The sequence below is a fragment of the Massilia sp. LjRoot122 genome (assembly GCF_964252725.1).
Classification (GTDB): domain Bacteria; phylum Pseudomonadota; class Gammaproteobacteria; order Burkholderiales; family Burkholderiaceae_D; genus Telluria.
Map to the genome: position 1 here is coordinate 2,629,724 of NZ_CAXUPB020000001.1, position 12,925 is coordinate 2,642,648.

Genomic DNA, 12,925 nt, shown 5'->3' on the forward strand with positions numbered 1-12,925 from the left:
CAGATGGCGAAGCCCCTGTCTCAGGGGCTTTTTCATGCCGCTCGCCGCAAAAAAAAAAGCCCGCTTGAGCGGGCTTGAAGACTATTTTCTTGGAGGAGAATAGTGGAGACAGATGCAGTATGCCGGGCCGCCATCCATAAATCCAATTGTCGTTCGTGATCTCCGTCATGCGCTGATCTTATAACTCCGCAATTCCAGCCGATTCTCCTGCTGGCCCCGCTCAGGCATGTCCGATTCCGGCGCTGCTGTACACCTGCTCGAATTCCCAGATAGGCATGGGCCGCCCCAGCAAATAGCCCTGCAGCGTGCCGCAGCCCCCGGCCACCAGGAAGCTGCGCTGGGCCTCGTGCTCGACCCCTTCGGCGACGATGTCGAGCTTGAGCTTGCGCGCCAGCGCGATGATCGCTTCCACGACCGGGGCGGCATCCGGATCGAGGTGCACGTCGTGCACGAAGGAGCGGTCGATTTTCAGCGCCGTCAGCGGCAGGCGCCGCAGGTAAGAGAGGGAGGAGTAACCGGTGCCGAAGTCGTCCAGCGAGAAATGCACGCCCTGGTCGCACAGGACGCGCATGTCGCCGATCACGTCCGCGGCATTCTCGGCGAACACGCTTTCGGTCAGCTCCAGACACAGCTTGGCCGCTGGCGCGCCCGTGTAGCGGAGAATATCGGTAAGCGTCGCGGCAAAGTCGGCGCTACGCAGCTGGTGCGCGCTGATGTTGACCGCCAGCTCGAGTTCTCCGAGCGTGCGGTCGCCGCGCCAGCGGGCCAGTGCGCGGCAGCTCTCCTCGAGCACGTATTGGCCGAGCGGCACGATCAGGCCCGAGGATTCCGCCAGGCCGATGAACTCGTCCGGGCCGAGCAGTTCCCCGCCGGGGCGGCGCCAGCGCACCAGGACCTCGGCGCCGACCAGGCGGCCCTCGCTGCAGAATTGCGGCTGGCAGAACAGCACGAACTGGTGCTCGGCCACGCCCTCGCGCAGGGCGCGCTCGAGCGCCGCCTGCTGCTCGGCCTCGGCCTGCATGCCGGGGTCGAAGAAGCGCGCGGTGTTGCGTCCCTCCGACTTGGCCCGGTACATGGCAAGATCGGCCTGCTTGAGGAGGCTCTCGATGTCGGTCACCACGCCGTCGAACAGCGCCACCCCCATGCTCGGCGTGCTCAGGAACAGCCGCTCGTCCAGGTAATAGGGCTGCCCCAGGGCCGATTGCAGCTTTTCCAGCACGTGCTGGGCTTCGGTCACCGCTTCATGCACATCGTCGCCCAGGTCTTCCAGCACCGCCACGAATTCGTCGCCGCCCAGGCGCGCCAACTGGTCGCAGTGGCGCAGCGTATGCTGCAGGCGCCCGGCCACCTGGCGCAACAGCATGTCGCCGAAGTCATGGCCCATCGTGTCGTTCAGCAGCTTGAAGTTGTCCAGGTCGAGGAAGACCACGGCGCCGTGGCGCCCCGAACGCTGGCTGCGCGCCAGCGCCTTGTCCAGCTCCTCGATCAGAAGGCGGCGGTTCGGAAGGCCGGTGAGGTGGTCGAAATTGGCCAGCTCGTAGATGCGCTGCTCCGTCAGCTTGCGTTCGGTAAGGTCGGTATTGGTTCCCGAGACGCGCAAGGCGCTGCCGTCGGCGTCGCGGGTGACGAAGCCGCGCGACAGGACCGGCACGTAATGCCCGTCGCGATGGCGCAGGCGCCACTCGACGCTGTAGGTCTCGCCCCGGCCGGCAAGCAGATCGCTCCAATAGGCTGTCAGGCGCGGCTTGTCCTCCGGGTGCATCAGCGCCAGCCACAGGCCATTGTCATAGTGCAGCTCTCCGGGCTGGTAGCCGAGCATTCCGCCCCAGCGCTCGGAATAATAGACCTCGTTCTTCACGAGATCGTAGTCCCAGGGGGCATCGGTCGAGCCCTGCAGGACGAGGCGCATCCGCTCCTCCGACTTTTGCAGGTCTTGCTCGGCCTGTTTCAGCGCCGTGCAGTCGGTGAAGCAGACGACGACGCGGCACAGGCGGCCGCCGTCGTCGAATTCCGGGTAGGCATTGCAGATCACCCAGCGCAGCCCGTCCGGCTCGCCGTTCGAGACCCCAAGGACGAGCTGGGTCAGCTTGCAGCCGCTGCGGATGACCGCGTTGACCGGGAATTCCCTCTCTGGCAGGGGCGAGCCGTCGGCGCCCACCAGATACCACACGCCGCCACTCGCTTTACTGCCGCGTAGCTGCTCGAGGCTACGGCCGATCAGTTCGCAGGCGAGGCGGTTGGCGTGCAGGATGCGGCCGTCGACGTCGTGCACGACGACACCCGCCGGCAAATGATCGAGCAAGTCGTCGAGCCGGCGCTGAAGATCCGCGGCAGAGCTGGAAATCATGATCGCAGCTGGAACTGGAATGATCGTATGTACACACGATGGTAGCACGGGCCAGCTGTTCCGTACCGGCGGTGCCATGGCTGCTGCAGCCGGGGCATGCCACGTGTTTTCCCGGCCCTGTTGGCAGTCCTTCGCTAGTGCAGGCAGATGTGTTCATTGCCGACCCGGTGGCGCCAGCTCCGGATCAGGTCGCGATAGGCTTCGCCGACCGGCCGCACGCGCCGTTGAAGGTCGCACAGGCCGTACTGGTTGACCGTGCCGGCATCGCCGGTGAGCGCGCTGTCCCAGTCGACCTGGTCCACCAGGCTGTACCAGGTGAAGCCGATGATGGGGACCCCGTCGGTCTTCAGGCGCACCAGGTTCGACCACTGCTTCTCGAGCCAGGCGCGGGCATCCTTTTCGCCGTTGCCGGCGTCGCGGTTATTGGTTTCGGTGTGCATCACCGGAATGCGGTAGCGGTGGTAGTACTGCTGGGTGATCACGTAATAGCCGAACAGCTCGCAGGAAGAGGAGCTGCCGTCCGGATGGATCACGTGCTCGTTGGTGGCGTAGTAGTCGTTGCCCATGATGCAGACCGGCTTGACGCTGCGGTTGAGGAAGAAGTGGTAATCCTTGCGCGTCATGCCGTGGTCGAACAGGTACTCGTACATCCTGCCGCTGACATCGTGGCCGTAGGTCAGGTCGAGGGCCAGGAAACGCAGTTCGTTCATGTGCCGCGCGATTTCGGTGGCTTCGGGACCGGAGGGGTGGAAGTACTCCGAGGATTCGCTCTGGACGAACTTGGCGTTCGGCCTGACCATCATGATCGCTTCCGTGGCCAGGATGTTGGCGCGCGCCAGGTTGCGGATAGCGGTGACGAAGGCGCGGTCCGAGCGCAGGCGCTCGTTCCAGATTCCTTCATGGGCCGAGAACTTGGCGGTGATGTAGATCTCGTTGATCGGCGTGTACAGGTCGACCCAGGGATAGCGGCGCGCGAAAGCCTCGGCGTACTCGGTGAAGTGGATCGCGAACTCCGGGTTCTGGAAATCGCCCAGCCAGTCGGGAACACCGAAGTGGCACAGGTCGACGATCGGCTTGATGCCGCGGCGGCGGATCTCGGCGAAGACCTCATCGGTGAAGTCCCAGTCGTAGCGCCCCGGTCCCAGGTGCACCCGGTAGTAGGGAGGGCCGTAGCGCAGGGCGTCGATTCCGAGGTCGCTGACCAGGGCCAGGTCTTCCTTCCAGTGCCGGTAGTGACCCGTCTTTTCCATTTCGTCGACGCGCAGGCTGCCGCCGTCACGTCCGGCGACCACCGGGTAGCTGCCTTCGATCCCGGTCGCGAACAAGAAGCTTTGCATGGTGTGCTCCCTTACGCCGGCTTGTTAACTGCGTTGCCGGCCAATTCATCATCCTGCCAAACCGGGGCCGGCGCAAGCGCTAAGCGCTCGGATTTGTGTGCATTTGTATCATTCGGCATCCGCGCAACAGATACCCGCCAAAGCTGCGCATCCCCACGGTTCTGGCAGGTGCGCCGCCGCCGCCGCTTGGGCCATAATGCTGCTGTGATCTGAGGACAAGCGAGGAGAAGCCGGATGCGCGACGCAATCATCATCGGAGGCGGCCATAACGGCCTGGTATGCGCCTTTTACCTGGCCCGCGCCGGATTGAAGGTAACGGTCCTGGAGCAGCGCGGCGTGGTCGGCGGCGCGGCGGTCACCGAGGAATTCCACCCCGGCTTTCGCAACTCGGTGGCCGCGTACACGGTTTCCCTCCTCAATCCCAAGGTGATCCAGGACATGAACCTGGCCGGCCATGGCCTGCGCGTGGTCGAGCGGCCGCTGTCCAACTTCCTGCCGCTGGACGAGAGCCGTTACCTGAAGCTCGGCGCCGGCACGACCCGGGCCGAGGTGGCGAAGTTCTCCCCGCGCGACGCCGACCGGCTCGACGCTTACGCCAGCCAGCTCGATGCCGCCGCCGACCTGCTGCGCGAGCTGGTGCTGCAGACTCCGCCGAACCTGGTGCAGGGCAGCTGGCTCACCGCGCTGCCGGAGCTCATCAAGGCCGGCAAGCTCGGCAACCGGATGCGCAGCCTGTCCCTGGCGGCGCAGCGCGACCTGCTTGATTTGTTCACCAAGTCGGCGGGCGACTACCTGGACGGCTGGTTCGAGAGCGCGCCGATCAAGGCGGCCTATGGCTTCGACAGCGTGGTGGGGAATTATGCGAGCCCCTATACGCCCGGGTCGGCCTACGTACTGCTGCATCACGTGTTCGGCGAAGTCAACGGCAAGAAGGGCGCCTGGGGCCACGCCATCGGCGGCATGGGCGCCATCACCCAGGCGATGGCGAAGGCGGCCCAGGCCGAAGGCGTGGAGATCCGCACCGCCTGCGCGGTGGACGAGGTTCTGCTGGACAAAGGGCGCGCCAGCGGCGTCGTCACCGCAAGGGGAGAACGCCTCGATGCCCGCGTGCTCGTATCGAACCTGAATCCGCGCCTGCTGTACACCAGGCTGGTCGATCCCGCCGCGCTTCCCGGCGAATTCCTGCGCCGGATCGAGGCCTGGCGCTGCGGCTCCGGCACCTTCCGCATGAACGTGGCGCTGTCGGAACTGCCCAGCTTCACCTGCCTTCCGGGCACCGAGGCGGCCGAGCACCACGGCAGCGGCATCATCATCGCCCCCAGCCTGCAGTACATGGAGCGCGCCTACATGGATGCGCGCACCCATGGCTGGTCGCGCGAGCCGATCGTCGAGCTCCTGATTCCATCCACCCTGGATCCGACGCTTGCACCCGCCGGCCAGCACGTGGCCAGCCTGTTCTGCCAGCACGTGGCCCCGCAGCTGCCGGACGGGTCGAGCTGGGACAGCCACCGCGAGCACGTGGCCGACCTGATGATCGATACCGTCAATCGCCATGCGCCGAATTTCAAGCGTTCCGTGCTGGGCAGGCAGATCATGAGTCCGCTGGACCTGGAGCGCACCTTCGGCCTGGTCGGGGGCGACATCTTCCATGGCGCGCTCGGGCTCGACCAGTTGTTCGCGGCCCGCCCCATGCTGGGCCACGCGGATTACCGCGGCCCCATCCCCGGCCTGTACACCTGCGGCGCCGGCACCCATCCCGGCGGCGGCGTGACCGGAGCGCCCGGCCACAACGCGGCGCGCGAGGTGCTGCGGGACTTCGCGCGCAAGCATCCCCCGCGCCGTGCCGCCTGATCGCGCGGCTATACTGCCGGGATGTACAACGAAGCTGCCACGCCTGCCTTGACCACTGTCCCGCTCCATATTCGACCAGCCGAGCCGGCCGACCAGGCCTTTTTCGCCGAACTGTACCGCTCCACCCGCGACGACCTGCTGGCGCTGCTCGCCGATCCGCGCTACATCGACGGGATCATCGCCATGCAGCAGCAGGCGCAGGTGGCCGCTTACCGCGACAGCTATCCCGACGCCCTCTATCAGGTGTTGGAACTCGACGGCATCGCGGCCGGCCGCCTGGTGACGGCCAGCGTGGCCGGCGCCCTGCGGGTGGTCGATATCGCCGTCCTGCCCGCGATGCGTGGGCGCGGGGTGGCGGGCGAGGCGCTGCGCCGCCTCCAGCGCCAGGCAGCGCAGCAAGGGCGCGACCTGACACTGGCGGTGCGCAGGGACAGGGCCGGCGCCCGCCGGCTGTACGCAGCACTGGGCTTCGTGCCGGAGTCGGAAGACGCCGTCAACCTGCAGCTGCGCTGGCGCGCCTGAGCTGTTCCAAAAAAAGTGCGCCCCGCGGGGCGCACAAAGGAGACCGCGCTTCGGCGCAGTTCGTCAGCTTCGGGGCAGGCCGGCGTCGACCGCATACACGTGCTGGGCACCGTGCATATTGGACGCGAACATCAGCCACTTGCCGTCCGGCGTGAAGCGCAGGTTCGGCTCGAGCCGGTAATCGTGGGCCGACAGGTCGACCAGCCGGGTCGACTTGAATTTTTCAATCGTGGTCAAGCTGTCGTCGTAGGACGCCACGTCGGCGTCGACGATGGTTTCCGCCTGCAGCAGCGAGATCCACTTGCCGTCCGGCGCATGGGCCACCATGTCGGCGTCGCCGCCGTCGCTGGCGAAAGTCTTGTTGTCCGGGGCGATGTTGAAGTGGACACCCCATTCGTTCGCCTCGAGGCGCTTCCAGACGCGCCGGCCGGTGGCCAGTTCCAGTCCGGCCACCCAATAGACCTGGCCGCGCGGGGTCTGCAGGTCGTACCACAGCCATTTTCCGTCATGGCTGAAGAACTCGTGGCCCCAGATCTCGAAATTCATGGTCCGGGTATGCACGCTGCGCAGACCGCTGCCGTCGGCCTGGATCAGCTTGATGCGGTCGACGCGGTGCCAGGGCCCTTCCATGCAAAAGCGGATCAGGTTCGGATCGGTCGGAGAGAACTGGGCGTGGCCGATCCATTCCTCGGTCTTGTAGAGCACCTTGCGTGCGCCGGTCCGGAGGTCGATCGTGAACAGCTCGGCCGGGACGCGCGCGGCCCAGCGCTCCAGCATGCGCACGCCCTTGGCCTTGGCGAAGTTGAGCGGCTTGCCGTCCGGGCCGAGGGCCGCATACTCGGTGTTGCCGAACTTGGCGAGGCTGGCGGGGTCCTTGGGCTGGAGCGGCTTGGCGCCGTAGGCGACCTGGCCCAGCAGCAGGCTGTCGTCGGCATTCGAGGCAGTGACCCCGCCGGCGGCGATGCGCGCCAGCTTGCGCACTTTCTTCGTATCGACGTTGACGGCGTAGATGGTTTTCGGGCGGTCGGCGGCTTCGCCCTGGCCCGGGTCGGTGACGGAGTAGACCGCTTCGCGCGTGGTCCGCATCATGAACAGCAGGTCGTTCTGCTTGCCCGGCACCAGCAGCTCGGTCTTCCAGTCCTTCAGGCGCACGCCCATGATGCCCGAGGGCGACTTGATGACCATCAGGTCGCCCTCGGGGGTATACGCGTGGCGGTAGAAATACAGCACGCCCGACCCGGCTTCCTCGGACACCCGGATGATGCGGCGGCCGGTCTTCGGATCGATCCAGTCTTTCGGAATCGGGCCGGTGTGGACCGGGGCGGCGCCCTGCGCCTGGGCTTGCGACATGGCCAGCGGGAGCAGGGCGGAGGCGCTCCACAGCCCCTTCAGTACCGTACGGCGGGAAGTCTTCTGCGTCATTGCTTGTTCCTTGCAGGGGTGTTGAGCTGGGCCGGATCGTAGGCCAGTGCCCGGGTCGCGCGCATTTCCTGTTCGCGGCGCGCCTTCTCGGCCTCGCCGACCACGGTCTTCGGTGGCGGCGGCTGCGGCGTGGTGGCGAGGATGGTGGCATCGTCGTCGCGGGCGATCGCGGGTTCCGGCAGGGCCTGCACCGGCCCGTGCAGGTCCATCACTTCCAGGCCGGCCAGCAGGTAGGCGCCGGTAGCATAGGGGCCGACATCGTCGGGCCGGGTCGGCACCGGACGATCGCCGGTCTTCTGGGCCGCGCCGACCAAGCCGTTCGGCAGGATGTGGCGGTTCAGCGCCGCCCAGCCGCGCGTGACGGCCGGCAGATAGGTCGCGCGGTCCAGCAGGCCATGGTTGATGCCCCAGGCCAGTGCGTAGACGAAGAAGCCCGAGCCCGAGGTTTCTGCTTCCGGGAAGTTTTTCGGGTCGTTCAGGTCGCTGCGCCACAGCCCATCGTGCTGCTGCAGCTCGATCACGCGGCTGGCCATCTTGCGGAAGATGTCCGTATAAAAGGCTCGGCCCTCGAAGCTGGCGGGCATGGATTCCAGCGTGCGCGCCAGGCCGCCCATCACCCAGCCATTGCCGCGCGCCCAGTAGACCGGCTTGCCGCCGGCGCCCAGGTGGTCCTTGTCCTTGAAGCGTTCGTCGCGCAGGAACAGGCGGTCCTGCTCGACCCACAGGCGGGCGGCGGTGCGCCGCCATTCCCGGTCCATGGCCCGCAGGTAGCGCGGATCGCCGGTGAGGCTGGTGTGGCGGGCGAGCACGGGCGGGGCCATGAAGAGCGCGTCGCACCACCACCAGACCAGGCTCGCGGTGTCCTGTTCACGCTCCAGGTGCGGCAGCATGAAGTCGAGGCGCTGCTGCAGCGGCATGATCGCCCCGCGCTGGCCGCGCCTGGCGTAGAGTTCCTGGTAGAGGTCGCCGATCGCCACTTCGTCGGCGTTCAACAGCGTGCGCTCGGCCCGCGCGCCGCGCAGGGAATAGTTGTAGTGCTCGGCGGTGGCGGTGAGGAAGCGCAGTACGTCGCGGTTCTGCGTCACCCGCGCCAGCCGGGCGGCGCCGACGTAGAAGGTCGCCGCCACCCAGTTGGACGAGATCTCGGACAGGTTCGAGCCGGTGGCCATCTGGATCGGGCGCCGGCTCATGTCGGCAATCTGCGCGGCGGCGACGTAGTCGAGTGCCGGCAGCACGGCGGCACGCGCCGGCAGCCCGTCGGCGGCAAAGTCCAGGTTCGGCCGGGCCGGCGGGGTGAGCCAGCTGGCCTCGATGCCCGCCACCTGGGTGTGCGGACCGGCCGGCGCCTCGGCGGCCGTGGCGGACAGGGTCGCGAGCGCCCCGAGCAGGGCGATGTTGCGTAGGACGGGCAAAGTCATTGCTGGGTTCCAGCCTTGCGGGAATACTCCACATAGGCGTTGAGCGCCTTCTGTGGTGCGTTGGAATACCAGGAATAGCCGTTGCGGCGCCCCTTCGAGATGAAGTTGACGTCGTCGTGGATCGACTTGTCGCGGTCGCCGAAGATCGGCTTGCCGGTCTGGATGTCGTAGTTGCGCGACCAGATCGGGCCCGCGCCCGGCCGGTCGACCAGCTTGCGGCCTTCTTCCTCATTGACCTTGGTGAAGGCCTTGTCGTAGATCGCGTGGGCTTTGAGCCAGGCGATGCCGGCCTCGATGGCGGCGCGGATTTCCGGGGTCTGCTCCGGCTGGCGCATCAGGAACATCAACACTTCCGCGCTCTCGGCGCTGGCCAGCGAGCGCATCTCGTAGTTGCGCGCCGAGATCGGCTGCAGGGTCAGGGCGTCGGCCTGCTGCGGCCACACGGTCTTTTTGCCATTGACGACGACCTGGGCGTCGAGGATGGGCTTGACCGCGCGGGCGCTGGCGGTGCCGGCCTGCTGGCGCAGGTCCTTGGGCACGAAGGCGAAGTCCGCATGGCCTTCGGCGATGTCCTCGAGGATCATGGCCGCTTCGGCCACGGCGTTGTCGTTGAAGGTGATGCCGTCGTGGAAGCCGCCTTCGAGCGGGTAGTTCTGCGGCCAGCCGCCATTCGGGTATTGCGCCATCAAGAGGTAGCGGATGCCCTTGGCGATGCTGGCGCGGTAAGGCTCGCCCTCCTTGCCGGGCAGCTGGGCCTGGACGCGGCCGAGGAAGCGCATCTCGGTGGTGGTCGCGCCGTTGTCGAGGGAGCCCACGAAAGTCCAGAAGCGGTCCCTGGGGACGTCGAAATTGGTGGGATCGACCACCATGGTCTCGGCATTGTTGGCATAGTGCTGGCCGCGCAGGCGTGGCGGCTTCGTGCGGTCCTGGTTCTTGCTCCAGCCGCCGGACGGGGTCTGGAAGCTGACGATGGTATCGGCGATGGCGCGGGCCTCGGGCGTGCCGTACCAGGCAGCCGGTTTGTCGAGCGGCATCTTGCCGCTGCCTGCCACCGGAGCGGGTGGCGCGGTCTCGCCGGGCTTGAGTTCGGCGGCCAGGGTGTCGCGGTCGAACTGGTGCTGCTTCTGCGAGCGTGCGATGTAGTCGGCCCACAGCGCGCGCTGCGCGGCCGGCAGTTCGGCCAGGCGCGCGATGCTCACGTCGAGCGCGGGGGTATTGGTGCCGATGACGGCGCTGTCGGCCGGTGCGGCGAGCGCGAAACATACGGCGCCGATCAGGGCCATCCCTCTGGAAATCATCATCTTGTCTCCGTTATCTGGTTATGGTGGGGATTGCGTGCTCCCCCTCCCGAATAAGACTGCCGGCGGCGCGCTTTCCTCATAAAAAAGCGCGAAAAAAAGCAAATGCGCAAACAGATGATTAAATCCGCGGCGGCGGCCGATAAACCTTCACCTGTCCGGCTGTCCCATGATTGAATTGCCCGTCAAAATACGCGAAAAGGAAGGAAGGCCGACATGGGTTTACATCGCATTTCCCGCCGCCGGATGATGCTCGGCAGCGCCGCAGGCGGCCTGGCGCTGGCCTTGCCGCAGGCCGGTCTCGCCGCCGCCGGCACGGCATCCGTGGCCGGCCGCATCGACCGCAAGGCGCTGGTCACGCGCCACAACCCGCAGCTGAACAGGATTGATCCGCACGCACCGCTCATGCTGGGTAACGGAAACATCGGCTTCACGGCCGACATCACCGGCCTGCAGACGTTCACGGAACCGTACAGCAAGATCGCACCGCTCCTTACCGAGGCGCAGTGGGCCTGGCACAGCTTCCCGAATCCCGATGGCCATACGGTGCGCGACACCCAGGTCGAGATCGCGGTGGGCGGCCATACCCGCCGCTACGGCTACATCCAGGACTGGGCCGACGCGGCGAAGAAGCCCGCGGTGGCCTGGATCCGCGAGAATCCCCACCGCTTTTCCCTCGGCCGCCTGGCGCTCGACCTGCGCGCCAGGGACGGCACGCCCGCGCGTTTCGAGGACGTCCGCGACACCCGCCAGACGCTCGACCTCTGGACCGGCACCCTGAGCAGCCGCTTCGTCTACGACGGCGAACCGGTAGAGGTGATCACGCGCGTGCTGCCGGACCAGGATACCATCATGGTCGAGCTCAGTTCCAGGCTGCTGGCGCAGGGCCGCCTGGCTGTCGCCGTGCGCTTCCCGGGCGTGTCGAAAACCCTGAATCCCGACCCTTCGGACTGGAGCAATCCCGGCGCGCACAGCACGGCCGAACTGTCGCGCAAGCGCGGGGAACTGCGGCTGAAGCGCCAGATCGACGGCACGACCGTGCACGCCGCCATTGGCGCGCCCGGCGCGAACATCGAACAGGCGGACGCGCATGCCTACCGGGTAACTACCAAGGCCGGCACGCTGAACGTCATGCTGCAGTTCTCGCCGCAGGCGGGTGCACCGCTGCCGAGCCCTGCGAGCGGGGCGTCGCTTACGGCCCGTCACTGGCGCGACTACTGGAGCAAGGGCGGGATGGTCGACTTCTCCGGCTCGACCGACCCGCGCGCGCCGGAGCTGGAGCGCCGGGTCATCCTGTCGCAGTACCTGATGGCGGTCAACGCCGCCGGCAGCTTCGCGCCGCAGGAAGAGGGCCTGTTCTCGAACAGCTGGAACGGCAAGTCGCACCTCGAGATGCACCCCTGGCATGCGGCCCACTTCGCCCTCTGGGGTCGTCCCCAACTGCTCGAGCGCAGCCTCGGCTGGTACGTCGGCTTCCTCCCGAAGGCGAAGGCACGGGCGGCGGAGCAGGGGATCAAGGGCGCCTGGTGGCCCAAGATGATCGGGCCGGACGGCGTCGACAGCCCGTCCAAGGTCTCGCCCTTCATCATGTGGCAGCAGCCGCATCCGATCTACATGAGCGAGCTGCTGTACCGGGCGGGTGGCAACCAGCGCGTCCTCCAGGCCTACGGCGAACTGGTCGAAGAAACCGCCGAGCTGCTGGCCTCCTTCCCGCGCTTCGACGAGGCCAGCGGCAAGATGCGCCTCGGCCCGCCGATCATTCCGGTCCAGGAGAATTTCGCGCCCCTGAGTACTTTCGATCCCGCGTTCGAGGTCGCCTACTACCGCTGGGGCATCGAGACGGCCCAGGCCTGGCGCGAACGTGAGGGCAAGGGCCGCCGCGCCGACTGGGACGCCGTACTCGCGCAATGGCCGGACCTGCCGCAGAAGGATGGCTTGTACCTGCCGGTGCGCTCGGTGCCGGATTTCTGGGACAAGGCGGCCGCCAGCTGCCGTGCCAACGCGATCGAGGACAGCTGCCAGAACCGCGACCACATGTCCTTCCTGATGCCGCTCGGCTGGCTGCCCGGCCGCGACGTCGACCGCGCCACCATGCGCCGCACCCTCGACCGCATGAAGCGCGACTGGGACCTGCGCCAGACCTGGGGCTGGGACTACCCGATGGCGGCCATGACCGCCGCGCGCCTGGGGGCAGCGGAGGAAGCGGTGGACTGGCTGTTCTTCGATGCCAGGAACAACCAGTTCGGCAAGACCGGCATGACACCGCGCGTGCACCTGGACGCCCATGCCGCCCACTTCGTCCCGACCGCCACTGGCGCGGGCGCCCAGCAAGGCGCCGGCCCCGACGGCCCCGGCTACCAGCGTGCGGCCGAGACCTATTTCCCTTCGAACGGCGGCCTGCTGCTGGCGGTCGCGCTGATGGCGGGTGGGTGGGAAGGGCAAAAGGGGGCGGCGCGCGGCTTCCCGAAAACCGGCTGGAAGGTCCGCAGCGAAGGCATCCTGCCCTCGCTCTGACCCGTAGGGTGGACGGCTCCACCCGGCGATGCGATCAGCTAGCAGCGCCGGTGCCGTCCGCGCGTTCAAACAGACTGTGAACAGCCGTCCCATCTGCGCTAGAGGGAGTTGAACGCGCGGGCGGCGTTCAAGCCGCGTATATTCCCATTCCAGGGTGTAGCCGCCCACCCTACAATGAAAAAAACCGCCATCCCCGCTGAAGCGGGCATGGCGGTT

Annotated in this window: 8 protein-coding genes; 3 read left to right on the forward strand and 5 right to left on the reverse strand. The window is 67.2% G+C overall.

The genetic code is table 11. The features are described from left to right. Positions 1 to 220: 220 nt before the first annotated feature. Both ACSQ25_RS11480 and ACSQ25_RS11485 read right to left on the reverse strand, forming a co-directional pair. Complete coding sequence (locus tag ACSQ25_RS11480) at positions 221 to 2,347, reverse strand: EAL domain-containing protein (RefSeq protein WP_436105816.1); 2,127 nt, start codon at positions 2,345 to 2,347, stop codon at positions 221 to 223. A gap of 134 nt (positions 2,348 to 2,481) precedes the next feature. Next, positions 2,482 to 3,684 (reverse strand): family 1 glycosylhydrolase, encoded by a 1,203-nt coding sequence (locus ACSQ25_RS11485; protein WP_436105817.1) that lies wholly within the window; start codon positions 3,682 to 3,684, stop codon positions 2,482 to 2,484. A 234-nt stretch (positions 3,685 to 3,918) separates the two neighbouring features. Here ACSQ25_RS11485 and ACSQ25_RS11490 point away from each other — a divergent pair, with 234 nt between their 5' ends. Both ACSQ25_RS11490 and ACSQ25_RS11495 read left to right on the forward strand, forming a co-directional pair. Next, positions 3,919 to 5,535, forward strand: coding sequence for a phytoene desaturase family protein (locus ACSQ25_RS11490; protein ID WP_436105818.1), 1,617 nt, complete (start codon positions 3,919 to 3,921; stop codon positions 5,533 to 5,535). 21 nt (positions 5,536 to 5,556) lie between these two features. After that, positions 5,557 to 6,057, forward strand: a complete 501-nt coding sequence (locus ACSQ25_RS11495) for a GNAT family N-acetyltransferase (RefSeq protein ID WP_436105819.1) — start codon at positions 5,557 to 5,559, stop codon at positions 6,055 to 6,057. Between the two features lie 63 nt (positions 6,058 to 6,120). Here ACSQ25_RS11495 and ACSQ25_RS11500 read toward each other — a convergent pair whose 3' ends face one another. The 3 genes from ACSQ25_RS11500 to pelA are packed head-to-tail and all read right to left on the reverse strand — an operon-like array spanning position 6,121 to position 10,198. Then, entirely contained in the window at positions 6,121 to 7,479 is a 1,359-nt protein-coding gene (locus ACSQ25_RS11500) for an oligogalacturonate lyase family protein (protein WP_436105820.1), read from the reverse strand. Beyond that, positions 7,476 to 8,897, reverse strand: a complete 1,422-nt coding sequence (locus ACSQ25_RS11505; protein WP_436105821.1) for a glycoside hydrolase family 88/105 protein — start codon at positions 8,895 to 8,897, stop codon at positions 7,476 to 7,478. Before ACSQ25_RS11505 ends, ACSQ25_RS11500 begins: the two co-directional genes overlap by 4 nt. Further along, positions 8,894 to 10,198 (reverse strand): pectate lyase, encoded by a 1,305-nt coding sequence (pelA, locus tag ACSQ25_RS11510; RefSeq protein ID WP_436105822.1) that lies wholly within the window; start codon positions 10,196 to 10,198, stop codon positions 8,894 to 8,896. The genes ACSQ25_RS11505 and pelA overlap by 4 nt, the downstream gene beginning before the upstream one ends. Positions 10,199 to 10,411: 213 nt before the next feature. Between pelA and ACSQ25_RS11515 the strand changes: the two genes are divergently transcribed. Continuing rightward, positions 10,412 to 12,709, forward strand: coding sequence for a hypothetical protein (locus ACSQ25_RS11515; RefSeq protein ID WP_436105823.1), 2,298 nt, complete (start codon positions 10,412 to 10,414; stop codon positions 12,707 to 12,709). Positions 12,710 to 12,925: the final 216 nt, after the last annotated feature.

Excerpts from the sequence above, each read along its gene's own strand:
- pelA (WP_436105822.1), bottom strand. The coding sequence starts at position 10,198 with ATGATGATTTCCAGAGGGATGGCCCTGATCGGCGCCGTATGTTTCGCG.
- ACSQ25_RS11485 (WP_436105817.1), bottom strand. The coding sequence starts at position 3,684 with ATGCAAAGCTTCTTGTTCGCGACCGGGATCGAAGGCAGCTACCCGGTG.
- ACSQ25_RS11505 (WP_436105821.1), bottom strand. The coding sequence starts at position 8,897 with ATGACTTTGCCCGTCCTACGCAACATCGCCCTGCTCGGGGCGCTCGCG.
- ACSQ25_RS11500 (WP_436105820.1), bottom strand. The coding sequence starts at position 7,479 with ATGACGCAGAAGACTTCCCGCCGTACGGTACTGAAGGGGCTGTGGAGC.
- ACSQ25_RS11490 (WP_436105818.1), top strand. The coding sequence starts at position 3,919 with ATGCGCGACGCAATCATCATCGGAGGCGGCCATAACGGCCTGGTATGC.
- ACSQ25_RS11480 (WP_436105816.1), bottom strand. The coding sequence starts at position 2,347 with ATGATTTCCAGCTCTGCCGCGGATCTTCAGCGCCGGCTCGACGACTTG.
- ACSQ25_RS11515 (WP_436105823.1), top strand. The coding sequence starts at position 10,412 with ATGGGTTTACATCGCATTTCCCGCCGCCGGATGATGCTCGGCAGCGCC.
- ACSQ25_RS11495 (WP_436105819.1), top strand. The coding sequence starts at position 5,557 with ATGTACAACGAAGCTGCCACGCCTGCCTTGACCACTGTCCCGCTCCAT.